The 25230-nt window shown below is 52.4% G+C and carries 19 protein-coding genes and 1 tRNA gene; 10 read left to right on the top strand and 10 right to left on the bottom strand.

Annotated elements, in window-relative coordinates; genetic code table 11:
* Positions 1 to 117 precede the first annotated feature (117 nt).
* The 5 genes from PMI41_RS05565 to PMI41_RS05545 form a co-directional block, all read right to left on the bottom strand.
* Entirely contained in the window at positions 118 to 2337 is a 2220-nt protein-coding gene (locus tag PMI41_RS05565; RefSeq protein WP_008122646.1) for a 3-hydroxyacyl-CoA dehydrogenase NAD-binding domain-containing protein, read from the bottom strand.
* Between the two features lie 11 nt (positions 2338 to 2348).
* A complete protein-coding gene (locus tag PMI41_RS05560; RefSeq protein WP_008122645.1) occupies positions 2349 to 3557 on the bottom strand; it encodes an acetyl-CoA C-acetyltransferase in 1209 nt (402 codons plus the stop codon).
* Between the two features lie 27 nt (positions 3558 to 3584).
* On the bottom strand, positions 3585 to 4757 hold the full coding sequence (locus PMI41_RS05555) for an acyl-CoA dehydrogenase family protein (RefSeq protein WP_008122643.1): 1173 nt from the start codon (positions 4755 to 4757) through the stop codon (positions 3585 to 3587).
* 67 nt (positions 4758 to 4824) lie between these two features.
* Complete coding sequence (locus tag PMI41_RS05550; protein WP_008122641.1) at positions 4825 to 6618, bottom strand: acyl-CoA dehydrogenase C-terminal domain-containing protein; 1794 nt, start codon at positions 6616 to 6618, stop codon at positions 4825 to 4827.
* A 185-nt stretch (positions 6619 to 6803) separates the two neighbouring features.
* Positions 6804 to 8639: a glycoside hydrolase family 9 protein gene (locus PMI41_RS05545; RefSeq protein ID WP_008122639.1), complete on the bottom strand. Its 1836-nt coding sequence runs from the start codon at positions 8637 to 8639 to the stop codon at positions 6804 to 6806.
* Positions 8640 to 8961: 322 nt separating this feature from the next.
* On the opposite strand from PMI41_RS05545, the gene PMI41_RS05540 reads away from it, so the two are divergent.
* The 3 genes from PMI41_RS05540 to PMI41_RS05530 all read left to right on the top strand — a co-directional run bounded on the left by PMI41_RS05540 (position 8962) and on the right by PMI41_RS05530 (position 14045).
* Positions 8962 to 12126, top strand: a complete 3165-nt coding sequence (locus PMI41_RS05540) for an SEL1-like repeat protein (protein WP_052025838.1) — start codon at positions 8962 to 8964, stop codon at positions 12124 to 12126.
* 195 nt (positions 12127 to 12321) lie between these two features.
* A complete protein-coding gene (locus PMI41_RS05535; RefSeq protein ID WP_040853910.1) occupies positions 12322 to 13254 on the top strand; it encodes a sulfite exporter TauE/SafE family protein in 933 nt (310 codons plus the stop codon).
* Positions 13251 to 14045: a TIGR02186 family protein gene (locus PMI41_RS05530; RefSeq protein WP_008122633.1), complete on the top strand. Its 795-nt coding sequence runs from the start codon at positions 13251 to 13253 to the stop codon at positions 14043 to 14045. Before PMI41_RS05535 ends, PMI41_RS05530 begins: the two co-directional genes overlap by 4 nt.
* A 3-nt stretch (positions 14046 to 14048) precedes the next feature.
* Here PMI41_RS05530 and PMI41_RS05525 read toward each other — a convergent pair whose 3' ends face one another.
* Both PMI41_RS05525 and PMI41_RS05520 read right to left on the bottom strand, forming a co-directional pair.
* Entirely contained in the window at positions 14049 to 14963 is a 915-nt protein-coding gene (locus PMI41_RS05525) for a methyltransferase domain-containing protein (RefSeq protein WP_008122632.1), read from the bottom strand.
* Between the two features lie 5 nt (positions 14964 to 14968).
* Positions 14969 to 16048: a hypothetical protein gene (locus PMI41_RS05520; protein WP_008122629.1), complete on the bottom strand. Its 1080-nt coding sequence runs from the start codon at positions 16046 to 16048 to the stop codon at positions 14969 to 14971.
* A gap of 377 nt (positions 16049 to 16425) precedes the next feature.
* Here PMI41_RS05520 and PMI41_RS05515 point away from each other — a divergent pair, with 377 nt between their 5' ends.
* The 5 genes from PMI41_RS05515 (at position 16426) to PMI41_RS05495 (ending at position 20815) form a co-directional block, all read left to right on the top strand.
* Positions 16426 to 17388 (top strand): nitronate monooxygenase family protein, encoded by a 963-nt coding sequence (locus PMI41_RS05515; protein WP_008122627.1) that lies wholly within the window; start codon positions 16426 to 16428, stop codon positions 17386 to 17388.
* Positions 17389 to 17674: 286 nt separating this feature from the next.
* Positions 17675 to 17750, top strand: a tRNA-Thr gene (locus tag PMI41_RS05510).
* Positions 17751 to 18061: 311 nt separating this feature from the next.
* On the top strand, positions 18062 to 19054 hold the full coding sequence (locus tag PMI41_RS05505; protein WP_008122625.1) for a hypothetical protein: 993 nt from the start codon (positions 18062 to 18064) through the stop codon (positions 19052 to 19054).
* A complete protein-coding gene (locus PMI41_RS05500; protein ID WP_008122623.1) occupies positions 19044 to 20150 on the top strand; it encodes a hypothetical protein in 1107 nt (368 codons plus the stop codon). The genes PMI41_RS05505 and PMI41_RS05500 overlap by 11 nt, the downstream gene beginning before the upstream one ends.
* A 20-nt stretch (positions 20151 to 20170) precedes the next feature.
* A complete protein-coding gene (locus PMI41_RS05495; RefSeq protein ID WP_008122622.1) occupies positions 20171 to 20815 on the top strand; it encodes a hypothetical protein in 645 nt (214 codons plus the stop codon).
* Between the two features lie 153 nt (positions 20816 to 20968).
* On the opposite strand, the gene PMI41_RS05490 is transcribed toward PMI41_RS05495, so the two are convergent.
* The gene (locus PMI41_RS05490; protein WP_008122620.1) at positions 20969 to 21865 is read right to left on the bottom strand and encodes an arginase family protein; all 897 of its coding nucleotides are present in this window, start codon (positions 21863 to 21865) and stop codon (positions 20969 to 20971) included.
* Between the two features lie 127 nt (positions 21866 to 21992).
* Between PMI41_RS05490 and PMI41_RS05485 the strand changes: the two genes are divergently transcribed.
* Both PMI41_RS05485 and PMI41_RS05480 read left to right on the top strand, forming a co-directional pair.
* Entirely contained in the window at positions 21993 to 22889 is an 897-nt protein-coding gene (locus tag PMI41_RS05485) for a LysR family transcriptional regulator (RefSeq protein ID WP_008122618.1), read from the top strand.
* Between the two features lie 103 nt (positions 22890 to 22992).
* Positions 22993 to 23550, top strand: coding sequence for a DUF308 domain-containing protein (locus tag PMI41_RS05480; RefSeq protein WP_008122615.1), 558 nt, complete (start codon positions 22993 to 22995; stop codon positions 23548 to 23550).
* Positions 23551 to 23604: 54 nt separating this feature from the next.
* Here PMI41_RS05480 and PMI41_RS05475 read toward each other — a convergent pair whose 3' ends face one another.
* Complete coding sequence (locus tag PMI41_RS05475; protein ID WP_008122613.1) at positions 23605 to 24393, bottom strand: phytanoyl-CoA dioxygenase family protein; 789 nt, start codon at positions 24391 to 24393, stop codon at positions 23605 to 23607.
* A 184-nt stretch (positions 24394 to 24577) separates the two neighbouring features.
* Positions 24578 to 25228, bottom strand: coding sequence for a glutathione S-transferase family protein (locus tag PMI41_RS05465; RefSeq protein ID WP_008122612.1), 651 nt, complete (start codon positions 25226 to 25228; stop codon positions 24578 to 24580).
* Between the last annotated feature and the right edge of the window lie 2 nt (positions 25229 to 25230).

The following is a 25230-nucleotide window of genomic DNA, read 5'->3' as shown; positions in this document are numbered from 1 at the left end:
AACAAAAGTCGAGAAGAATTGCGGAAAACTTTCTTATTTTATTGATGCCATTTGCCAGATATTTTATTGCAAGCAAGAGAATGCGGGAACCGTTCTGAACGGATCCCGCTACTCCAATCAAGCGGCTTTCTTTTCGCTTTCTGCAGAATAAGGGTTGAAGCGTTCGTAGAACGTGTCGCCCTTTTCTGCCATATCCAGCAACAGCTTCGGCGCTTTGAATTGAGCGCCATATTTCCGCTGCAAGCCCTTGGCGAGCTCTACAAACTTTGCCGCGCCGATACCATCGATATAGGACAGCGTTCCACCCGTGTAAGGAGCAAAACCGAAGGCCAGAATTGAGCCGACATCCGCTTCACGCGGATCGGTGACAATTCCTTCCTCCATGACACGTGCCGCTTCCAGCGCAATGGTTACCAAGAAACGCTGCTTCAGGACTTCCACGTCGATCTTGTCGGCGTCCTGTTGCGGATAGAGTGTCTTCAGTTCAGGCCACAAATGCTTCTTCGCAGGCTTGGCAGGATAGTCGTAGAATCCCTTGCCATTCTTGCGGCCACGGCGATCATACTTGTCGACCAAGGTATTGATCAATTCCACATGACGCGGATCAACAGCCTTGGGCCCCAGATCTGCCAGCGTGGCTTTGAGAATTTTCTGGGCAAGATCGATGGCTGTTTCGTCACCCAGCGCCAATGGACCCACCGGCATACCGGCCATGCGGGCAGCATTTTCGATCATTGCCGGAGGAACGCCCTCAATCAGCATATTGTATGATTCAGACATATAGCGAAGGACACAGCGATTAACGTAGAACCCGCGTGTGTCATTGACGACAATCGGGGTTTTCTTGATCGCACGCACATAATCCAGTGCCACAGCTAGCGCCTTTTCCGAGGTCTTCTTACCCATGATGACCTCAACAAGCATCATTTTGTCGACTGGTGAGAAGAAATGGATGCCGATAAAGTTTTTCGGCCGTACGGAAACCTTTGCCAGACCAGTTATAGGAAGCGTTGAGGTATTCGATGCAAAAACTGCACCCGACTTCAAGACAGCTTCTACCTTTTCTGTAACTACACGTTTGACTTCGCGATCTTCAAAGACTGCCTCGATTACAAGGTCAGCACCATCAAGATCGGCATAGTCTGACGAAGCAGTGATCAGGCCAAGAAGCTTTTCCTTGTCCTCGGCGGTTGCCTTGCCTTTCTGAACTTCCTTGGTGATCAGATCGGCAGAGTGAGCCTTGCCTTTTTCGGCAGCTTCAACGCTCTGGTCAATCAGCACGACAGGGATGCCCGCTTTGGCTGTGACATAGGCAATGCTGGCACCCATGAAACCGGCACCGACAACACCAACCTTCTTGAATTTGGTCGGCTTCACGTCGGCTGGACGACGAGCACCCTTGTTCAACTCCTGCAAGGAGATAAACAGGGAGCGGATCATCATGCTTGCTTCAGTTGTCTGCAGGATTTTGGTGAAGTACCGCTGTTCAATCTTGAGCGCTGTATCGAAAGGCACAAGCAGGCCTTCATAGACAGATTTCAGGATTGATGCGGCACCCGGGTAATTGCCATAGGTTTCGCGGCGCAGAATAGCCGTGGCAGCAGGCCAAAGGTTGGCACCGGCAGCCGAGTAAATCGCTCCGCCCGGCAGCTTGAATCCTTTTTCATCCCAAGGTTGAACTGGCTTCAGACCATCCTTGATCATCTTCTTGGCAACTTCGACCAACTTCTTGGCCGGTGCAATCTCATGAACCAGGCCCATCGCCTTTGCGCGTGATGCGGTCAGGCTGGAACCTGTCGTCATCATCTGCAAAGCGTCTTGCTGATTGGTCAGGCGGGGCACACGCTGTGTTCCACCGGCGCCAGGGAAAATACCAACCTTTACTTCAGGCAGAGCCATCTTGACGGAAGGATCATCCGAAACCACACGGCCATGGCAGGCAAGCGACATTTCGAAAGCACCGCCCATGCAGGTGCCGTTAATGGCCGAAACCCAAGGCTTGCCTGATGTTTCGAGCTTGCGGAAAAGCCCGCCCATCTTGCCGGTTGTTTCGAAAAGCAACTCAACGGCCTTTTGGGGGTCTTTTGCCTTCTCGTCCTGGAAAAGTTGGAACATGCGTTTGAGCATGGTCAAATCAGCACCGCCGGAGAATGTATCTTTGCCGGAAGTAATGACTGCGCCTTTGATAGCCGCATCGCCAGCAACCTTATCGACGATGGCGTCAAGCTCCTTCATGACCTCTTCGGTGAAGACGTTCATGGATTTGTCGGGCATATCCCATGTAACGAGAGCAATACCATCGGCATCGACGTCGAATTTGAAGTTTGTATAAGTCATCTTCTTTCTCCTCAGACGCGTTCGATGATCGTTGCAGTGCCCATACCAGCACCAATGCAAAGGGTGACAAGTGCAGTATTAAGATTGCGGCGTTCAAGCTCATCAAGAACTGTGCCAAGGATCATGGCACCAGTAGCGCCGAGCGGATGACCCATCGCAATTGCCCCGCCATTCACATTGATCTTGTCGCGTGGAATATCGAAAGCCTGCATGTAACGCAGCACGACTGCGGCAAAAGCCTCATTCAGTTCAAACAGATCGATATCCGAGAGTTTCATCTTGGCGCGCTTCAACAACTTCTCTGTCACATCAACTGGACCGGTAAGCATGAGAGCGGGATCGGAACCGATATTGGCGAATGCACGAATGCGGGCGCGTGGTTTGGCCGACAATGCTTTACCTGCGCTCTTGGAGCCGAGCAGGACACCTGCAGCGCCATCGACAATGCCAGACGAATTGCCGGCATGATGCACGTGAGTGATGGTTTCGACTTCCGGATGCGCCTGAATGCCAACAGCATTGAAGCCACCCATCTCACCGGGCATAACGAATGAGGGATTGAGCGATGCCAATGCCTGCATGTCAGTCGTGGGGCGCATGTGCTCGTCATGGTCCAGGATAGTCAGACCATTGATGTCCTTGATATTCAGGACAGAGTTTTTGAAATAACCCTTCTTCCAAGCCTCACCGGCTCGTTTCTGGCTCTCGACCGCATATGCATCCACGTCGTCGCGAGTGAATCCATATTTGGTGGCAATCAGATCAGCAGAAACACCTTGTGGCATAAAGTAGCCCGGCAGGCCAACTGACGGGTCCATATACCAGGCACCACCCGACATACCCATACCAACGCGTGACATGGATTCGACACCACCAGCGATAACAATATCATCAGCGCCTTGAGCAATTTTGGCTGCAGCGAAGTTTACAGCATCAAGACCTGAAGCGCAGAAGCGCGAAATCTGCATACCCGGTGCCTTGAAATCATATCCGGCCTCGAAGGCGGAAGAACGCGGGATAACAGCGCCTGCCTCACCAACAGGATCGACACAGCCATAAATAATGTCGTCAACCAGACCCGTATCCAGGCCATTGCGGTCACGCAGGGCTTCGAGAACATGCGCGCCAAGGCGAACGGCAGGCACTTCATGCAGGCTGCCATCTTTCTTGCCCTTGCCACGCGGTGTGCGGACGTGATCGTAAATATATGCGTCGGCCATAATGTACTCCCTGTTGCTACCGCAGGCTCAAAGGCTGCGGGCGATCAAAAGCTTCATAATTTCGTTGGTGCCGCCATAAATCCGCTGGACGCGAGCGTCGCGGAACATGCGTGCAATCGGATATTCGTTCATATAACCATAACCGCCGTGCAGCTGCAGGCATTCATCCACGACCTTGTTTTGCAGGTCGGTCAGCCAGTATTTTGCCATGGAGGCAGTCACCGGGTCGAGCCCGCCATTCACATGACGCTCAACGCAATGATTATAGAACACACGACCTATAGTCGCTTCGGTCTTCAATTCCGCCAGTTTGAACTGCGTGTTCTGAAACTCGATTACAGCTTTACCGAAGGCTTTGCGTTCCTTCACATAATCACTGGTAATGGCAATAGCGCGCTCTGCCATGGCGATGGCAGTACCACCGATCTGCAATCGCTCCTGCGGCAATTGCTGCATCAATTGCACAAAGCCCTGCCCTTCCTCTGTGCCAAGGAGATTGGAAGTTGGAACGCGCACTTCATTAAAGAACAGCTCCGAAGTGTCGTTGGACTTCAGGCCAACCTTATCGAGATTACGGCCGCGCTCGAAGCCATCTTGGCCATCAGTCTCCACAATCAGCAGTGAAGTACCTTTAGCACCTTGGGCTGGATCAGTCTTGGCAACGACGATGACGAGATTGGCCAATTGACCATTGGTGATGAAGGTTTTCGAGCCGTTGATGACATAATGGTTGCCATCTTTTTTCGCACTGGTCTTGACGCCCTGAAGGTCAGATCCTGCGCCGGGTTCTGTCATGGCGATCGCGCCAATAAGCTCACCGGTTGCCATTTTTGGCAGCCATCTCTGCTTTTGCTCTTCTGAACCATAATGCAGGATATAGGGTGCAACGATGGAGTTATGCAGGGCTATACCGAAGCCATCAACGCCGACATGGCTGATTGCCTCCAGGATCGCACTTTCATGCGCGTAGGTGCCGCCGGCGCCACCATATTCTTCCGGCATGGATGCACAAAGAAGACCATTTTCACCCGCCAGCTCCCAGACGGAACGATCAAAAATCTCTTGTTTTTCAAAGCGGTCGTAATGCGGCAAGACTTCAGCCTCAAGAAACTTTGCGGCCATTTCCTGTAGCATTACAACATCGTCGGTTTTCCAATCAGGCTTAGGAACGCCCAATACGTCTTCCGGTCGCACACCCATTACAATCCTCCCGAGATTTCCTGAAACAGGCCGCGCCAGCGCGGCCTGTGGCTGCGTTGCATTCAGCTTAGAATGCTTCTGCCGACAGCGCCATCATTGTCTCGGCACCGGTTTGGATACGGGCCAGATGCGCTGATGTTTCAGGCATGACACGCTCCATGAAATACTTGCCGGTGATCAGCTTGGTTTCATAAAACGCCTTGTTGTCTGCGCCATCTGCCAGTTTTGTATTGGCGGCCTTGGCCATCTGCGCCCACATGTAGCCAAGTGAAACCAGACCAAACAAATGCATGAAATCAGTTGATGCGGCACCCGCATTATCAGGGTTCGCCATACCGTTTTGCATCAACCACATTGCTGCGGCCTGCAGATCATTGAGACCCTTCTTCAAATGCTTGGTGTAGAAGGCGAGCTTCTCATCACCGCGATTTTCTTCACAGAAGTCACCGACTTCCTTGAAGAAAGCCATGATGGCACGGCCGCCATTTGCGCCGAGCTTGCGGCCAACCAGATCAAGCGCCTGAACACCACTGGCACCTTCATAGATCATGGCGATACGCGCATCGCGTACATACTGGCTCATGCCATGCTCTTCGATATAGCCATGACCGCCGAAGACCTGTTGCGCCATTACGGCATGCTCAAAGCCCTTATCTGTCAGAACACCTTTCAGAACAGGTGTCATCAGGCTGAGAATATCATCGGCCAGCTGCTTTTCAGCCTCGTCTGCGGAGCGATGCGCAACATCAGACTTCAATGCAGACCATAGAATGAATGCCCGGCCAGCCTCATTAAATGACTTGATAGTCATGAGAATGCGGCGCACGTCGGGATGAACAATCAGCGGGTCCGCTTTCTTGTCTGGTGCTTTTGGTCCGGTCAGGGAACGTCCCTGAATACGATCCCGCGCATAGATGGCTGCATTCTGGTAGGCGACTTCACCAATTGAAAGACCCTGAAGCGCTACCCCGAGACGGGCCTCGTTCATCATGGTGAACATGGCGCGAAGACCCTTGTTTTCACCACCGATCAAAAAGCCTTGCGCTTCGTCATAATTCATCACGCAGGTCGAATTGGCATGGATGCCCATCTTTTCTTCGATGGAGCCACAGGACACGCCGTTGCGCGTTCCAGGATTACCGCTGTCGTCAAGATTGAACTTTGGAACGATGAAGAGCGAGATGCCCTTCACGCCTTCCGGTGCGCCTTCAATGCGGGCAAGAACCAGATGAACGATATTCTCGGCCATATCGTGCTCGCCGGCCGATATGAAAATCTTCTGACCCGAAATCTTGTAGGAGCCATCGCCATTGGGCACAGCCTTGGTACGCAGCAAGCCCAGATCAGTCCCGCAATGCGGTTCTGTCAGGTTCATAGTGCCAGTCCATGTGCCATCGACCATTTTCGGCAGATAGGCCTGCTTCTGCTCATCAGTGCCGTGGGTGAGAATGGCCGCAATAGCGCCCTGCGTCAGGCCCGGATACATGACCAGCGCCATATTGGCTGAAGCCATGTATTCTCCGACCGCTACGTGAAGCGCGTAAGGCAAACCTTGGCCGCCGAATTCCTGCGGTACAGCCAACCCAACCCAACCGCCTTCGCGATATTGGTCAAATGCCTGCTTGAAACCCTTCGGCGTTGTTACGGAGCCATCCGCATTGCGAACACAGCCTTCTTGATCACCAGATTGATTAATCGGGAACAGGGTATTTTCCGCAAGCTTTGCGCCTTCTCCAAGAATTGCATCAACAATATCGGACGAAGCATCAGCAAAACCATCAAGGTTATTATAACGCTCAAAACCCAGAACATCATTGAGAACAAAAAGCGTGTCTTCAACTGGCGCGCGGTAACTCGGCATCGGCTTCCTCCAAAACAAAAACGAGCAAAAACAGCACGCAGATATCCGTGCCGTCAGAATTTGATGCTGTATAACAAATTTTGACGTTTCCGTAAACGTCAAAATTTACATGTCTTATGTTTTTACGAGGGGAGATTGAGGTGGGTGCATTTATTCGGATCGGCAATGCAATTCGTTAATGCAGATCATTTCACGCGCGTATTGTCGATAAAGTTGGCCATATAAACCAATGGAGCATTCCAATTGATCGTGATCTCATTGGAACCATATGCTTCAATATTATCAAAGTAACATTGTTGTGGCGCACAGCCAGCCAGCTTTGCCTTGGAAAAATCGTCCACAAGTGACGAATTCGGACCTCCTGCGAGCGACCCGAAAGGAGGGTTTGGTAGCGACTGATCCGCTTGACGAGCAAACCAGCGGCTATGCTGATTTTTTGAAAAAGAAGTGCCATATCCGGTAATGTATGATGTGTTTATGGCATTGCGTCCGAGAAGATAGTCCATGCTTTCACGAACGCTTGTTAGAAACTCCGGCCTTTTGGTCAAATCATATGCAGCAGACACTACGATCATGTTCTGCAGGAGCGAATGATTGCTGCCCCAGTCATATTTGCCGTTGTCAGGACGATATATCTGGCCGAAGGGCTCTTTCTGCTGGAGCCTGATAAAGCGCTCTGCAGCTGAAACTACAGAGGTTTTGACAATTTCCCAATCCTTGGGGGCAAGCAATTTCCTGCCATATAGAGCAAGGTGCAGTCTGGCGAGTCCGGCCGTGTTTGCCCAGTCAAATGCGCCATGCCCTCCCCTGCTGAATACATCGCCGTCCCAGTACGGAGAGTTTTTGATCCCGGAAAGGTAAGTCTCATCACTGGTCGCAAGGTATAATTCTGTTGCAGCCCAATAAAACTCGTCACTTAAATCGCCATCGCCATATGCGCCACCTCCATCGAAATTGCCCGAAGGTGCAATGATATCAGGGTGCGTCTGCGCCGCTGACCAAGCCTGTTTGGCTGACGTTAAAAGCCGCGCCGCAAATTGATCATCATAGTCTTTGAATAACCGAGCGCCCTGCGCCGCTGCCGCAGCAAGATTGAGCGTAGCTGCGGTCGAAGGAGCATACAGTGCGCGCGGTTGCGGATCGTTGTGGGGCAACATTGGTAAACCGGTCCAGGCGGTATCATGGACCTTGTGATGCACCATGCCAGCAAATGGCTGGCCTTCAGGAACCACCATCTTCAGCATGAATTCCAGTTCCCACCGCGCCTCATCAAGAATATCCGGCACGCCATTGCCTTGTTCCGGCAAACGTGAACGTTGGTCACTCAATACATTGGCAGCGTTTGATGCAAAAAGCCTGCCACGCTCGACCGTATCCACGAGTTGGGAAACGGCAATGCCGGCATTAACAACGTATTTGCCCTGATCGCCCGCATCATACCAGCCGCCACTTACATCAAGCGTGTAGCTGCACTGCCATTTGAAGCTGGTGTAAATTTTTGCTGCCGTCTCGTTATCAAGACAAGGCACAGACGTATCACCCAGATTTGGGGCCACACCAACATGTCCGGCAGGTCGCGCATAGGCTTTTCCTGCGATGTCTTCTCTGATTTCTATCCCGCTTCGAGCCAGATAAAACCAGGATTGGGTATCAAGGCTCAAGCGATCATAAATACTGGCACTAATTGAAAATGGAGAGCTCGAGCTACCGCCAATGGCCAATCGATAATTTTCGCCCGGCTTTTGATAGATTGAAAAATCAGCCTTTTGGGTTTTAAGCCCGGACATTGCGTCCACACCCAAAACCTTTGTCACACCTTTCAAAACTGAAACGCCTTTTGCATCAGTAAGCTGGAATTTTAGCGGCTTGTCTGACGAAGAAACAATCGTTGCAAATTTTGGGCCGTCCGGCAGATAGCCAAGCTGATTTACCCGCACGGATGTTTCAGCCGAAAGTGCGACAGTTGGTACGGTATGAATGGATATCGCAGCCAACAGCATCAACAGACAGCGATGTATCATTCGATATTCCCCGCAGGATGCAGCTTGTAATCAGTCAGCTGAGCGTTTGCTTGTTGTAGCAGAACGCCGGAAAGAAGTTCGCTGTTATTTTAGCGCTTTAACTCACGTCTTAACCACTTGTTTACCACGTTTCGCCAATGTCAGCGTGACGGTGAACCGTGTCTATAAGTGATTTGTTTTTCACGGCTTGTCGGACCGCATGGGGCATAAGCCCCGGCTCTCCGGTTTGGCCCCGACGCGTAATGCGCCTTCGGCTTTCCCTTTGAGCACCCGTAATTGAGTTGCCAGGAAACTGGCGCGTCAACTTGAGCAGCAGACGTCCATGATGAACCAGAGGTCACTGATGGAACAGGTCAATGTCAATCGCGCCCGCCGTGATGCTACGTCGCTGGATAATCTCAACCGCACGCTTGAGGCGCTAGAAAGCCAATTGCGCAATGCCATGCAGCCGAAAAGGCCAGAGCCGGAGCTGGAAGGCAACGATATAGCTGATCGTTTTGCTGCTTTGGCTTCACGTGCCGGCTTGGCACCTTCGCCCCGCCGTGAAAGCCCCTCGCAAAATGGCAAGCACGATCTTTCTGCCGTAGCGGCTCAGCTGAAGCAGTTGCGCGCCGAGATGCGTAACAACGCCGAAACAGCCAATAGCTCGATCCTGCACAATACGACTTTGAGCCGTCTGCAACAGTCCTCAGCGCCCGCAAATCATTTCAGCAACACGCAGCCGGATAATGCGTCCACCATTTCAATGCTGCGCGGCGATCTCAACGAGCTGAAGCAGGCTGTTGCGAAACTTGGCCGTAATGATGCTTCTCATCATGCATCCATGCCAGCGCGCTACATGCAGCAGATTGATGATCGTCTTGATGAAATCAGCCGGGCCATCGTTGCTACCTCTCAGCAGTCATCCGGACGGTTTGCTGAAGCCGATGCATTTGAACGCCTAGAAGCGCGTATTGCATCGCTGGCAACCAGCGTTCAGGCATCGGTACCAGATCGCACTTCCGACGTAATTCTTCAGCGTATGGGCGAACTCGCGCAGCGCGTTGACAATCTCACCGAGCAAGCCAAGCGCCCCTCTGTCAATATTGATGCGCTGTCGGAGCATCTGGCTGCGGTAGCTCGTCATTTGCAGAATGCTCCTGCTGCCATCAGCATTTCAGATTTCCGTGATCTTGAAGACCGGGTGCTGCAGGTCATCAACAAGCTGGAGACAATGCCGCAGCAGCCTGCGATTGATCCGCTCTTCAGCACCAAGGTTGACCAGCGTTTTGCCGAACTTACCGAGCGGCTCGACAAACATCATCAGATCAATGAGCACAGCGATATCCGGCTTACAGACAGCATTGAATCACGTTTCGATGACATGGCCAGATTCATTGCCGAAAATGTTCCGCAGACCGACAAAGCTTCGGACGCTATCCATAATCTGGAGCTGCAGATCGCAGGGCTTGCCGAGCATCTCGCCAAGTCAAATGACAGCTATGCCGAAATTGCTGCGATCCCTCCACGGCTGGATGCAATCGAGGAATCAATCGCTTCCAGCCGTGATTTTATTGTTGAGACGGCCCGCAACGCAGCCACCGAAGCTATCCGCAATATGGCAGAGGTAAGCAGCGCTCATGACAGCGCCGTTGCACGTGAACTGGCGGGTGACCTGAAGACTCTCGAAGGATTGGCGCGCAAATCTGAAGACCGGAACACAAAAACATTCGAAGCCATCCACGATACTTTGCTGAAGATTGTAGACCGTCTGGCATCGCTTGAAAGTGGGCCAATTCCTGTATATCGCGCGGCTCCTGATCAGACGATGCAGGAATCGGTCATCACCGAGCCTGTTTTCGATGCGCCAGTTTTCTCCAAGGCTGAAGAACCGCGCGCCGAGATAAATGCTATTGATGATAGCGATACGGCCGGTACCGAGCCGCGCGAAAGAACATCTCTGTTCGGCAGCCTCACCCGCGGCCTCAAGGGACGTAACAAACTCGTTACGCCTCAGGACCCGGATATTGAAATGGAGCTGGATGAGCCCGATTTGAAATCGGAGCTTGACTCGAGCCTGCTCAATCGTCCGTTAGAGCCGGGTTCCGGGATGCCGGACCTGAATTCCATTCTTAAGCGCGTGCGTGATGACCGGCGCGAAATGCAGCTTGCCGGTAGCAATAATGATGGCAAAGCGGATTTCATCGCTGCAGCAAGGCGCGCTGCACAGGCCGCAGCGTTGGAAATGGAAAACCAGCAGGGTTCTGAAGCTGTCCATGATGAACTGATTGAGGAAGGCTCGCTTAAACGAGGTTTTCTTGCGCGTCAGCGCAAGCCTATCCTCCTGGCTATCGGCGCGATCATGATTGCCATCGTCGGACTGCAGTTGAAAGCTGCTTTCCTGGACACTTCTGCCAAACCCCAGGCAACTGCTTCCACGATTGCCCCAGCCACCAAAGCACCAGCCCCGCTCGTACAAAAACCTGCTCCGGTAGCGCCAGCACGTGAACTCGCTGCTGTGCAGCCTGCACCGGTGAGTGTGGAAAGTGTCATCGCTGCGCAGCAACAGATGCCATCCACGGTGAACGATGCCGTCGATACCAATATGACAACACAGTCCGTACCGGCAGCGGCGCCGGAATCTTTGGCAATCCCCACGATCCCAACCGAGGGATTGCCGGACGAGCTTCACACTGCAATCGTCGCAGGAGACAATAAGGCGCTTTTTGAAGTGGGCGACCGCTACATGGATGGCCGCGGGTTTACCAGCGATTACGCCAAGGCAGCCGAATGGTACAGACTCGCAGCAGAGCGCGGTTTTGCTCCTGCACAATACAGGATCGGCAATTTCTACGAGAAAGGCCTTGGCGTCGACAAAGACGCGGTTAAGGCAATACACTGGTATGAGCTTGCGGCTGGTCAAGGCAATGCCAGTGCCATGCACAACCTGGCAGTACTCTTGGCTGCAGGTGTCAATGGAGCGCCTGACAATGAAGGAGCTGCACGCTGGTTTACCCGCGCGGCCGAGCTTGGTGTCAAGGACAGTCAGTTCAATCTCGCCATTCTTTCGGCCAAAGGCGTAGGTCTGAAGCAGAATTTGGAAGAAAGCTATAAGTGGTTTGCAATCGCCGCAGAGGCTGGCGACAAGGATGCAGCTTCCAAGCGCGATGATGTTGCGCACGCAATGAATCCCGATCAGCTCGCACGTGCAAAAGCAGCCACCGCACTTTGGAAGCCGAAGTCGATGGATGCCGATGCCAATGCTTTGAACATTCCTGAACAGTGGCGCGAAGTGCCCCTGAAGACCGGCTCGCTCGACATGGAGAAGGCCGTCCGCAATATTCAACTGATCCTGAACAAGAATGGCTATGACGCCGGCGGGTCAGACGGGCGAATCGGCACAAAGACCCGCGAGGCTATCATGGCATTCCAGAAGGATAATGGCCTGAAGCCGACCGGTAGCATTGACAAGGATCTGGTACGCAACCTATTGCAGAAAAACGGCTGAGCGCTCCAAGCACCAGCCGTGATAAAATTACCGCATCACCTGAAAAAAGCCATTGCGACAAAGGGTTTCGCGTTTAAATCTATATAAAGTCACCTTGGCGGTCTAAACTCCAGAAAAGCCCGCAAGCGAGCAAGAAACCTTAAAGAATTGCTGTCATCGTGGTGCTTGAGCGCCATAATGGGGTTTGGATCAGACTTGGGTATTTACCTGCCAATAGCCGAAATTTCGGTCAATATCTTCGTGCTATTCGGCATGGGAGCTGCGGTGGGATTCCTGTCGGGCATGTTTGGTGTGGGCGGAGGATTCCTCATTACACCACTTCTGATCTTCTACAACATTCCTCCTGCTGTAGCCGTTGCCACAGGTGCAAATCAGGTTATCGCTTCCTCGTTCAGCGGCGCACTTACGCATTTCAAGCGAGGTACGCTTGACGTCAAACTGGGATCATTGCTGGTCATAGGCGGTATTTTTGGTGCAGCAATAGGCATCTACGTCTTTGTGCTTCTGCGCGAACTCGGCCAGCTCGACCTGATCGTTTCACTGCTCTACGTGGTCTTCCTTTCAACGATTGGCGGTTTGATGCTCTATGAGAGCGTCAAGGCAATGCGCCGGACCAAGGCAGGTCAGCTAGCAACGCTGAAGAAGCCGGGCCAGCACAATTGGGTACACAGGCTGCCGTTCAAGATGCGGTTTCGCGCCTCGAAAATCTACGTCAGCATTATCCCCATTCTGGTTCTTGGCGCCGCGATAGGCTTTCTCTCGTCAATCATGGGTGTTGGCGGTGGTTTCATCATGGTTCCCGCCATGATCTATCTGCTCAAAATGCCCACCAATGTTGTTATCGGAACATCGCTTTATCAGATCGTTTTCGTGACGGCATTTACCACTGTCATGCAGGCAACGACCAATCAGTCCGTTGATATCGTGCTGGCATTCCTGCTCATGTCCGGCGGTGTTATCGGTGCGCAATACGGAGCGCGCATTGGCCAGAAACTGCGGGGCGAGCAGCTGCGTGCGCTGCTTGCTTTGCTGGTCCTTGCAGTTGGTTTGCGTCTGGCAATTGAGCTGTTTGTTACCCCTGACGACCTTTATTCGATCAGCCTTGCAGTCGTAACGGGGGGCGCATGAAAACTGTCCTGCGCCTTGTGGTTCTGCTTGCTGCCTGTTTTGCCGGACAGGTAGCCTACGCACAGCAACGTCCCTCGAACACAGAAACCGTAGAGATCGGACTCTCAACTGACACGATTGCAATCACCTCGGGCTTTCGCGGTACAGATCTGACCGTTTTTGGTGCATTGGATAATGCCGACCCGCTTATTCAGCGTCAGGGCAGATATGATATTGTGGTGGTGCTAGAAGGGCCGGAGCGAAACTTCGTTGTGCGACGCAAGGACCGGTATCTCGGCATTTGGGTCAATGCTGAATCAGTCTCATTCCAGCATATTCCAGCGTCCTATTCATTGGCATCGACCCGGAACCTTCAGGATATTGCGACGCCGAAGGTATTTGCACAGCTTGGTCTCGGCGTGAACAATATGTTCTACGAACCAATGCCCGATGGTTTTGGATCAAGCCAGACATTGAAGGAATTCACGCCCGAACTGCCACGATTGAAACTCAAGCAAAAGCTTTACAGTCAGCGCCCCGGCGATGTTCAGTTTTTGTCGGCCACCCTCTTCCGCGCGACCTTGTCATTGCCGGCCAATGTGCCAGTTGGCAAGCATGTGGCGCGGGCTTTTCTGTTCCGCAATGGCGAATTCCTGCGGGAGAATGCCACCAGCCTTAATATCGTGAAAGCCGGCCTTGAATTCCGCATCTATCGCGCTGCAAACCAATACAGCCTGCTTTACGGCATTTTTGCAGTGTTTCTGGCTGTCATTACCGGATGGGCTGGTCGCCTGGTCTTCCGCAAAGACTGATCTTCAAGCCGCCAGTTTCGCCACAACAATCAGTCCCTGCAAAGGCTCACCGCGATCTTGCCGGATGGTCTCCTGCGTCAATGAGATCGCTGCCATTCCATGATCGCTCAATAGCCGCTCCACATAGGTCCGCGAATGGGTATAACGCAGTGAAGCTTGCAAAACAGGCTCGTCACTGCCTTCCTGGTTCTCAACGGAAAAGACAAACAATCCATCGATTGCCAGCGCCTTTGCTATTGCAGCAAAGGCCCTATCAAGATCGCCCACATAGACGAACACATCCGCAGCAATAATTAGATCAATGCTTTGTGGTGCCACTTCAAAGTCGTTCACATCACCCTTGCCGAGATTGTCGTAAACCTGTTTTTCCGTTGCCTTCAGCAACATGGGTTCGGAAAGGTCCATTCCGGCCAGATAATCAGTCAGTGGACGCACATAGGGTCCCATCAGTCCCGTGCCACAGCCAAGATCAAGAACTGAAGCGTAACGGCGCCCTTTGCCATTTTCTTTGATAGCCGCAGCCAATAGTTCAGGCACGCGATATTCCAGCTTGTCCAGCAACGCGCTCTCGAAGGTCGGAGCATAGGCATCAAACAGTGTTTCCACATAGGCCAAGGGAGGCGTTGCAGGCGCGTCAGCATGGCCCGTTGCTGCAAGCTTCAATCCGGCACCGAACCGATCTTCAGGATCGCGTTCAAGCACATCGCGCCAGGCCTCAGCAGCGCTATCGTTCTGGCCCGCTGCTTCCCACATTTCGCCGAGACGAAAGCGGCCCGCAGTCCAATCCGGAACGAGTTCCAACGCCTGTGCCATAAGATCAGCCGCTGCCGCATGATCGCCGCTGTCAAACAACATATCGGCGTAGGAAGCACGACGATCCGCTATCAAATCACCCGATGAATGGAAAGCTCGCGCCACGATGTTCAGTTCGTGATCTGAACGCGGATGGCGATAATGTCGACAATCTTACCAGCTTGGGAAATGTCCGAATTGATTTTGATGACGCCGTTGCCCGCAGGTTTCTTGTCTGCAGGGAAATCGACCTGCACGAGATATTCCTTGCTGGCATCGGAGACATCATAGCGCTTGCGCCCACAATCGCCCAAATTGCCGAAATCGCAACTGACCGCCATCTGTGTCGTCGTGCCATCTGGCGTTCTTGCAACGATATCAAACAGTGCTGTCTTGCCAGCAAGCTGCTGCAATACGCCCTCGCCAACCTGAAAACTGATTTCATCAGCTTCACTGGGCGATTTGATGCGCAGATATTTCTGCACTTGATCGCCATCAATATTAGCCGTTGCCCGCCCAGAAACAGAAACCTGCGTCGTATCCGAAGGATCAAAAATGCCGATCCATGTTCCTTCCGTCGGCAGTTGCCCTTCTTTCAAAGGTTCATGGCTACCACTTGCAGCCGGATTACCGGTGCTCGGCGGAACGCTCGAAGGCTTCGAATTGATAATACCTGTCGCGACCATCCACAGCACAGCGATTGCCGCGACCAGCAGTGCAAGGATGATAAGAAGCTTCGTAAGCCCTGTGGCCTTCTTGCGCTCCGTACGCTCCTTCTTTTCGCGGCGGTAGCGATCCTTTTTCACATAGTCGGGGCGTTCATTGCCGGCTGTGAAAGGCGTATCGGCGGCCAGTTCCGCCGCCCCCAGTTCAGGCGCAGCAGGAGCGCTAATTGTTGGCTCGACGCGTGTATCATTGCGGCGCGGTTCGGCGCGTGAAGCGGAAAGCGTTGGCTCGCGCGGCTCAACAACCGGCGCTGGCGCAGCGGGAACAACGGAACCTGTCGCCTGCGCCTCTTTTTCAATTCTGGTAATGGCAATCTTCAGCCGCTCGCGGCGCTCGTCGCGCTGGGCATCATCCAACGCACCATTTGCCGCCAGCGAACGCTCATGCGCACCCCATGCGGATTCATAAACCTTCTGCCGTATTGCAGGGTTGTTGGCATCGGCCTTCGCCAATGCATTACGGATTGCTTGTTCGATCGCTTCCAAACCGGCGAATATCCCCTAACAGAATCAATGGCTAGTGGTCTGATTCTAACATTCGCGCACCGCTTCGATTACGCTCGGAGCGAATGTTAGAATCAAAAAGACCACTAGTAAGTCTATGTTTTCTAGTGGAGTTTACGAATTTGACATTTGCACAAGAGCTTCCAATCAAATGGTGACGCAAATGTCAAATTCACTCCACTAGCCATAACCTATCTGACTGCTTATTCAAGATAGTGGCGGCGCAATGATGGCCGGACCATACTTTTTGATTAGATTGTTATTTGTATCAAATAGCTTTCACTTGCTCAAAATCAAAGGCATGATAAAAAGGCTTACGTTTACGCAAACGTCAAAATTTGCCACATCGGGAGGTAGCCATGGCATTGCCGGAAATTCTGAAGAAAAACCTGCGCATTCCGGTTGTTGGAGCGCCCCTATTCATCATCTCCCATCCAGCTCTGGTTATTGCCCAGTGCAAAGCCGGCGTTGTCGGCTCGTTCCCCGCGCTGAACGCCCGTCCAGAGGCGCAGCTTGATGAATGGCTGGCCGAGATCACAGAGACTTTGCGCAACCATAATGAGAAAAATCCCGACCGCCCCGCAGCGCCCTTTGCCGTCAATCAGATCGTCCACCGTTCCAACAAGCGGCTCGAACATGATCTGACCATGTGCGTCAAATACAAGGTGCCGATTGTCATCTCATCGCTCGGCGCTGTGCCCGAGGTCAATGATGCGATCCATTCCTATGGCGGCATTGTCCTGCACGATATTATCAACAACCGCCACGCAAATTCCGCCATCCGCAAGGGGGCTGATGGACTTATCGCCGTTGCCGCCGGTGCGGGCGGTCATGCAGGCCCGCTCTCCCCTTTCGCGCTCGTGCAGGAAATCCGCGAATGGTTTGACGGCCCGCTGCTGCTTTCCGGTGCAATTTCCACGGGCAAGGCAGTGCTGGCCGCGCAGGCCATGGGCGCAGACCTTGCCTATATCGGCTCCTCCTTCATCGCGACAGAAGAAGCCCGCGCCGTTGACGACTACAAGCAGATGATCGTGGACAGCGCCTCTTCCGATATCGTCTATTCCAACTATTTCACCGGCATCCACGGCAATTACCTGAAGCCATCCATCGCCAAATCCGGCATGGACCCGGACCATCTGCCGGAAGCCGACCCATCCAAGATGGATTTCGAAGCAGCAACCACCGGCGCGAAAGCCTGGAAAGATATCTGGGGCTGCGGCCAAGGTATCGGCGCAATCAAACAGGTTGTCCCGGCAGGCGAACTCGTTGCACGGCTGGAGCGAGAATATAATGAAGCCAAGAAAGCTCTCTGCGCTGCATAGTTTTGTTATTGCATGTATTTTGTGCGTGGTTCGACGCGGCTCACCATGAGGAAGGTAGTTGATCGCAGAGTGCCAAGTTCTGCAACGCAGGCGATTGGCTTGCAACTCTCCACCTTCCTCATGGTGAGCCGCGTCGAACCACGCACCACGAACATGCAATCCCGCATACCCATTAACCTGAACGCTATTTCTCAACGCTTGCAATTATCACGCAATGACGGTATCAGGCGCGTCATCCACGGCCGGTTAACATTGGCGCTTTTGGATGAGGGAAACCAGTGTTCCCGCCGCTTTAGCTCAGTTGGTAGAGCACATCATTCGTAATGATGGGGTCCTCGGTTCGATTCCGGGAAGCGGCACCATTTTCTTAAAGTAGAATCAATAATCAAGCCCGGCGCCGCTATACAAAGCATACGACATTTTGAGCCTAGTACTCTCGGGAAATACAGCAACTCTGGTGCACGACAAACCCTGAGTAAACGCCAATTATATTAGAAAAGTCGCGTTCAAATCCAAACGCTCTTACAATCTCAATACAACTTTCCTTTTTATACCGCGATATCTTCAGTTGTTATTAAAGCTGTGGACGGTGTGATTTGTATATAATTGGCACTTAACTTGTCAGCACTGTTGGTAGATTGTCTATTAAATTTAACCTGATGCGCGAGTTATTATGGCGGAAACAGTCAATATCGGTCGAATGGCTGAAATTATTTCGGATACTTTGTTTAGTGAATTTCTATGGAAAAAAATTGGCCCGACAAACGAGAATTGGACCTGTGAGCAACCTGAGACTCACGGAGTTAAAACCCATCCCACAGACGTGGTCTTCTATTATGACGAACCCTATTCAACGACCCGCAGATACATTCAATGCGACCTCAAGAGCTACGGAAAGTCTTCGATCACAAAAACTGCAATCAAGGGTGCTGTAATTAGCTTAGCCAAACAGATTGCTTGCGCCGCAATTAGCGATGAATGGCAGTCGTCGTACACGCACAATGATTGCACTCCTGAAATTTCTGGACTGCTTTTTGTCTACAATCACGACACTAATTATGATGCTGGATTCGACACTTTGTTATCCGACCTCCGCCAGGACGATATTGTTATCAACAGTAACGCTCGTTTGTACATAATGGGTCCTGATGACATCAACTGGCTTGATCGCGTTGCTCGTGAGATACGTCAGATGCGCGGAATTCATGACGACGAATTAAAGTTGCCATCGCGTGAACGATGCAGTTTCTATTATCCGCAACTTGTTCGTCAAACCAACTTCCAGCAGGCCAGAGCCGCGACATTAGAGATGCTAACTTCTCCTTGGATCATTATGCAATATTTAGATGAGGATGACACACGGCAGGGTATTGTTATTTTTCATAAAAGAAAAACTTCCGTAGAAGGTCTGATGTATATAATCGACTACTTGCGTCACTATCAGTTATTTGAACGTAAGCTGCGGATAATAATCAAGGTGCCAGCAGAAGATACAAAAGCGTCTATGACATTGCAAAAAGCGATTCAGCAATATCTTGGATCAGTCAGCACCAACAACGATGATTCTGAATTTGCGAAACGGCTGGAGAAAATCTCGCTCTCATCTATTCCTGAAATGCTTACGTCTTATTCAACCGAAGAGATAGGGATGGAATATGCGGGATAAATTTCAACAACTCTTTGCGACAGATAAAGAGCTTTTTGATCTAATGTACTCAGCTCGGCAGCGTATGTCAGAGACTGTATTGCATGAGCTCGTTCGAGACCGACGCATTTTTTGCTCCAACAAAGCCTCAAGATCTGATTTGGCAGATTTTCTTTCGATGTTACCCCACGATTTTGATGACGTTGCGGGCCTTGTAAAACAGGGTGAGCCTGGAATGCGAAATGAGCGTACAACCTCACTTGTTCTTAAGGCCAACATCAACGCAGACGAGATCAAGGCGGTTTTTACTGAATACGCGAAAGAGGTTGGATCAACCGAACGTATAACTGTCCCGCCGAGTGGTGCGTCAAATGTGGCCGCTACAGTTGAGTATAGTGAATTTGACTTATCTCGAACACGCTTACTTCAACGGCAAAATAAGGCAGCACATCTTGAGTTCCGAATGGTTGATGACGAAGTCACAGTCCGGTTCCCCGCCACAGATAAAGGACGCGAGCTAGTTGCAAATCTTGTAGATAAGCTTGAGAAGCGCAAGAAGGAGGTGTTAATTCAAGATGAGATATCGGTCTCTGATCTTGAATCAGAGAAGCGCACTAAGTTTTTCATCGAACTGATATCAGGGATACCCAACTATAGGACTGAAACCGTAACGAGACTTAAGGTTTCCGCGGATCTAAGAGAAGAGGAAGATGTCGAAAGCGACGAAGACGATGGGATCGAATCCGCTTCTGCGAAAATGCTCCACCTTGTTGAAGATGTTGCCCTTAACGGAGCAAACCTTCTAGCCTCACCACAGTATCGGCAACTCAATGAGAGTGGCTTTTTTATTACTTCGATGACTTGGGTGGCAGTCCAGATGTCAGATCCTTGGGATCGCGTTCAATTTGAGGTCTCATTTGAAGATGGGCGTGGTGGAACTGGTTTCCGATACCTTGCTAGACATTCGAAACGCTCTACGCGTGGTCGATACCCATCACACTTTAGAATCCCAAGTGATCTAGTAAGGAAAGAGCTATTCGCGTTGCTTGAGGGGGCGGCCAGACTAGTTATCTCAACCCTAAGAAACGAACGCGATACGAAAGCCGCAAAGCCATGAGCAGGTATCGGTGGTTTGAGATGTCGAGCAGCAATTCAATCCGCGAATTTGGGGATCGACTTCAAGCCCTGCGATATGTAGATGGCGCAGATGAAGGTTTCTTGGTCGAGCAAGCGGGGCCAATCCGTATCCAAGCAACATTTGTAGAACGTATTCAGAGAACGGAAGCAGTCATCGATCCATTCGGAAGGGAAGAAAAATTCGAACTTGTCGAATATCGAAAGTCTGAATTTAGCATCAGCGAGGGGCCTACAGGATTTGAAATTAAAGATGCGGGACGCGGTTCGTCCCGGCTTATTAGCAAGTTATTAGAAGCAGTGAACTTCGACTTTACCATATCGCCGATCGCCGTTGATCCGTTAGTATGGGCGGCTAAGTTCCAAGAGCATGCCGACCGACGAGGCCTAATTGACAAGGTGCAAATCGGTTCTATCCGAATAGGACAGGGCGCGGTCGCGCAATTACTAGTCAAAGGTACAGTTGACGTAGCTGCAGCAGCAACAAAATTTGTTGGTGAGTTTGCGTATGAGATCGAGCGAGTCCAATTACGGCTGGCTGCCAAACAGGGATCGATTGTCTTCCTTGCAACAGGTGCTGTGTCGATCACATCGTATATTGAAAAGGATTGGCTTGGCCCAATAAGATCTAGCCTCGCCACCTTTTGAGTTATGGTTATAGCCGGGGCGTGTCTCGGCATAAAGGCTGTGGCAGTCGTAATTGCGTGGCTTCTAACTCCTAGGTCGCCAAAGGATTCCGCTCCGCGCAACCCCGAAGAAGCTGCGGCGAGTGTGCTGCCGCAGCTTTGAGCATCGAACCCGCTATGGACGTTTGCCGATCAAGGGCATTTCTGCAAGCGCGTTGCGGAGTGCCATTGCGTCCCAAGGCATATGCTCTGTGATACCGAGGCCAACCACGTCGACTTCTTTTGCGACATCGGCAAGCAACCTACCAACTTGCGGAAGGTCCATACGACCGGCCTGAATGTCGTCGTCCGTTGGAGCGGGTGCGCCGGGCTTCGAGAAAGTCAGCGAACGGAACAAGTTTGCGTCGAGGACGTCGAGGTCAAAATGCACTGCCACGTGTTTGGCTCCTGTCGCGCGCAACCAGGCAAGAACCGGCTCGCTATTGCTTGCCAATTCTTCGGGGCCGATCCTCTGGATTTGCATGCGCTCGGCAAGTTCATCCTCAAAATCCTGCAACTCGGACATTTTATCCGGCAGCCTGCGCCAGCCCGCAATCAGCGCGTTGCCGGGCTTGATCGGGGTTGTTACAGCGGAGAGAAATTCCGGATCGCCCTGCCCCATCAGACTGCCAAGCACATGCGCGTGAGAATTGGGAAACACCTTGTTTGAAAACAGGTCGCTATGCGCATCAATCCAAAGCACAGCGAGGTCTCCCTCATATCGCTCGTTCAAATAAGCGAAGGGTGCAAGATCGACCCCGCAGTCACCACCGAGCACGACAATCCGGTCCGGCTGATGACGATCAATCCGGCGGCGGGCGTCTTGAAACTGCTGCACAACAATATCGCGCGCCAGAATTCCGTCAGAAACCTCCAAGGGTTCACCGTTCGGCTCTGCGACTGTGACTTCCTCGACAGGCCCATCCGTTTCGGGCGCGAGCCACGCCAACATTCTTGCGCCGAACATGTATGAGGGATCGCCGCCGCCTTGCCATTGCGGGAAGAGCAGGCGAAGCGTTTTTTCGCGTTCCATGGGTGTCAACTCCTTAGCCGTTTTTCGATAGATGACATGTAGAGATCGTTTTCATCGCGCGCCATGGCCTATTGGGGAATAATAGGATACATAGAAGGCAAGATTTTTCGCGTCTAAGGAGGCCGGATTGGCAGGTGCAAACCTCAATGATATTGCCGTGTTTATGGCTGTGGCGGATACCGGAAGCTTTGCTGCCGGAGCAAGGGCAACAAGCCTTACGCGGTCCGCAGCGGGCAAGGCCGTATCACGCCTTGAAGACAGGCTGGGTGTGCGCCTGCTCAATCGAACGACAAGAGCGCTGAGCCTGACCGACGAGGGCCGTTCGTTTCACGCCCATGGACAACGGATCGTGGATGCGGTCGATCAGGCAGAAGCAAGCGTGATCAGCCCGACCGGCGTTCCACGCGGTGTGCTGCGTCTATCCGCGCCGCACGCTTTTGGTCAGCGCGTCATCATGCCTTTCATAGAAAAGTTTCTTGCCCAGTGGCCGGGTGTACAAATCGAAGCGAGTTTTTCTGACCGGTTGGTCGATGTGGTCGAAGAGGGCTTTGATCTCGTCATCCGCTTCGGCGGCACGGCAGTCGACAGCCGATTGGTATCGCGTGTTTTGGCGCGTGACCGATATTTGATTGTTGCGTCGGCCGATTACATTTCCCGGCACGGCAAGCCGAACAGTCTGGATGAATTGGCTAGCCATCAGTGTCTCTCCTTCAGCAGCCGGGGAAACCGGCAGCGATGGCGCTTCGCAGATTCGGGAGGCCATTGGTTTACCGCGCAAGTGCGAACTCGCTTGCGGTTGGATAGCGGAGAAGCGCTACACAACGCAGTCGCTCGTGACCTTGGCATAGCCTTGCTGCCAAGCTTTCTTGTGGGGCAAGATGTCGATTCAGGGCGTTTCATACATATTTTGCCGAAGATAACCACAGAGACGGTAGAGATCAGCGTGATCTATCCCGACCGTCGGCTGTTGGACCCGAGGGTTCGACAGTTCGTTGATCTTCTAGCCACCGGTCTTCAGTTCTGAGCTGATTGCGGCGACTGCTCACAAGGAGTTGTTCGATATCAGATTGACTCCCGGTATCTGACATCCTACTAGTAGGTAGATACCCAAAAAAGGAACTCTAGTAATGCCTGCTCTCGCGTCCACCCGGCCCAACTGGCTGCAATCCTATTATTTTTCACGCGCCATATTCTCGGTTGCGTGGGTCGCTGCCGCCATCCTCTTCAGCGCGCAATCTCATCTCGTCATATTGCTGCTCGTCATTTATCCCGCATGGGACGCACTCGCTAATCTGATTGATGCGCGGGTGAATGCCGGGCTGAAAGGCAACCCATCCCAAGCATTGAATGTCATCGTCAGTACGATCATGACACTTGCTGTTATCGTGGCGGTCAGCACCAGCATGTATGCCGTTTTGGCGGCATTTGGCGTTTGGGCAATCTTTTCCGGTGTATTGCAACTTTACACGGGCGTGAGGCGCTGGCGTCACTACGGCGCGCAATGGCCGATGATACTGAGTGGCGCACAGTCCGCTCTCGCCGGTGTTTTCATGATCAGCAGATCTGTCGGCACAGTCATGCCGACAATTCTGGACATCGCCCCCTATGCTGCCTTTGGTGCATTCTACTTCCTGCTTTCTGCCATTTGGCTTCTTGTCACCGCCTCCCACAAAGCGACTGCGTAAAACCCGCCTGTCCGGAAGCGAGGGTACCGCGCTTCCGGACAGATCGTTATCGAATTACAACACCAGCCCGCAAGCCTGACGGATGGCGATTTGAACCGGTGATGGGGGCAAAGCCGGATCAAACTCCGCTTTTGGGAATAGTGGTGGCTGCGCCATGAAGCGCGGCTGAGTACCCCGGTGTGCTTGTGCCGCATGAACAAGGAACGGATGGCATAAATAGACAGTGCCTGCGTTCCCCGTCGCAAGTTCAATCTCGCAATCTTCCGTTGACGTATAGCCATCGGCAGAAAGCTGCCTGAGTGTCGCGCCACCATCGCCATAGGGCAAAAGCTCCCGCGCTATGATGCTGTGCGAACCTTTCCTTATCCTTGTCGGCGCGTCGTCCGGGCCAACATCTGACAACAGAAACAACATAAGCAATGCCCTTCCGCTGCTCTTAACATTGGCTCGCCACTCCATGAAATCCATGCTGTCGCCGAAGCTGACATCCACGTGCCATCCGTCATCGACCGGGGATTGCGTCGAGGGAAAGCGGATAGGAAAGGTGCCAAGGCCCTTGGGCTCCAGCCAGCGATCAACACCAATAAGTTGATCATAGGCTGCGCACAGGCGTGGCGTGTTAGCGGCTTCCACAAAAGGAGGCGATGATTTGGACAGCACCCGAATAACGGGTTGCGTCCAGTCGTCGGGCTTATCGGGCGACAGACCGATATCCGCCCACAATTCATCCCTGCACTGCTTTGCAAGACCGGCGTCAAACGCATGATTGATTTTGACGAAACCGTCGCTGATAAAGTTCTGGACCTGACGCGCAGTCAGGCCGATATGCTCATTACCTGGCATAATACATTCTCCGTTCGGCCACCGCATCACGGGCCGTTTTTTAATCTGATTGGCGATTCACCTGAGGGTGTTGGCCGTTCAAATCAGCGGGAAGAATGTGAACATGAACATCATGTGAAAAAGGTCCATAAAAAGGGCGGCGAAATAATGGCAGCCACAACATAGGTGCCAAGGCGAAGTGCACTTAATCTTTTGATGTGGAGTTGAAAACGGCCAACTGAGCCGCGAAAGCGCGCTGATATGGCGGTCTTGCTTCAGCTCGGGCAACATAGGCCGAAAGGCTTGAATATTCCTCCAATATGCCCGATGGCCTGAGCCTCAACAGTACATGCACCATCATCAGGTCCCCCGCGCTGAATGCTCCATCAAGCCAATCTGCATCGCCAAGGCGGGTGGAAAGCTCGCCCAGTCTTGTCCGGATACGCTCGTCGATAAGAGACAGGCGCTGCGAAGTCCAGCTTCTATCCCCTTCGAGAAGCTTGGCGACCTGACGCTCAAGGATCGGCGGTTCTACCGTGCCTACCGATGCAAACATCCATGCAATCGCGCGCGCCCGGGCAGCGGCGTCGCTTGGCAAAAGACCCGCATAACGTTCAGCTATATGGAGCACGATTGCCCCGGATTCAAATAGAGCAAGATTGCCTTCCTCATAGGTTGGAATCTGCCCGAAGGGATTGAGCGCCAAATGCGCAGGTTCCTTCATCGCCTTGAACGACACCAGCCGCACATCATAAGGCTGGCCCACTTCTTCAAGCGCCCAGCGCACACGCACGTCACGGGCCAATCCTTGGCCTTTATCGGGCGAGCTTTCAAAAGCGGTAATGATAATGGTCATTG

Origin of the sequence: Phyllobacterium sp. YR531 (assembly GCF_000282595.1) — a bacterium.
GTDB lineage: Bacteria > Pseudomonadota > Alphaproteobacteria > Rhizobiales > Rhizobiaceae > Phyllobacterium.
Note: the sequence above shows the minus strand (reverse complement) of the source record. Positions and strands in the feature narration are given on the sequence as shown.

Excerpts from the sequence above, each read along its gene's own strand:
- PMI41_RS05565 (WP_008122646.1), bottom strand. The coding sequence starts at position 2,337 with ATGACTTATACAAACTTCAAATTCGACGTCGATGCCGATGGTATTGCT.
- PMI41_RS05560 (WP_008122645.1), bottom strand. The coding sequence starts at position 3,557 with ATGGCCGACGCATATATTTACGATCACGTCCGCACACCGCGTGGCAAG.
- PMI41_RS05555 (WP_008122643.1), bottom strand. The coding sequence starts at position 4,757 with ATGGGTGTGCGACCGGAAGACGTATTGGGCGTTCCTAAGCCTGATTGG.
- PMI41_RS05550 (WP_008122641.1), bottom strand. The coding sequence starts at position 6,618 with ATGCCGAGTTACCGCGCGCCAGTTGAAGACACGCTTTTTGTTCTCAAT.
- PMI41_RS05545 (WP_008122639.1), bottom strand. The coding sequence starts at position 8,639 with ATGATACATCGCTGTCTGTTGATGCTGTTGGCTGCGATATCCATTCAT.
- PMI41_RS05540 (WP_052025838.1), top strand. The coding sequence starts at position 8,962 with ATGATGAACCAGAGGTCACTGATGGAACAGGTCAATGTCAATCGCGCC.
- PMI41_RS05530 (WP_008122633.1), top strand. The coding sequence starts at position 13,251 with ATGAAAACTGTCCTGCGCCTTGTGGTTCTGCTTGCTGCCTGTTTTGCC.
- PMI41_RS05515 (WP_008122627.1), top strand. The coding sequence starts at position 16,426 with ATGGCATTGCCGGAAATTCTGAAGAAAAACCTGCGCATTCCGGTTGTT.
- PMI41_RS05505 (WP_008122625.1), top strand. The coding sequence starts at position 18,062 with ATGGCGGAAACAGTCAATATCGGTCGAATGGCTGAAATTATTTCGGAT.
- PMI41_RS05500 (WP_008122623.1), top strand. The coding sequence starts at position 19,044 with ATGCGGGATAAATTTCAACAACTCTTTGCGACAGATAAAGAGCTTTTT.
- PMI41_RS05495 (WP_008122622.1), top strand. The coding sequence starts at position 20,171 with ATGTCGAGCAGCAATTCAATCCGCGAATTTGGGGATCGACTTCAAGCC.
- PMI41_RS05490 (WP_008122620.1), bottom strand. The coding sequence starts at position 21,865 with ATGGAACGCGAAAAAACGCTTCGCCTGCTCTTCCCGCAATGGCAAGGC.
- PMI41_RS05480 (WP_008122615.1), top strand. The coding sequence starts at position 22,993 with ATGCCTGCTCTCGCGTCCACCCGGCCCAACTGGCTGCAATCCTATTAT.
- PMI41_RS05475 (WP_008122613.1), bottom strand. The coding sequence starts at position 24,393 with ATGCCAGGTAATGAGCATATCGGCCTGACTGCGCGTCAGGTCCAGAAC.
- PMI41_RS05465 (WP_008122612.1), bottom strand. The coding sequence starts at position 25,228 with ATGACCATTATCATTACCGCTTTTGAAAGCTCGCCCGATAAAGGCCAA.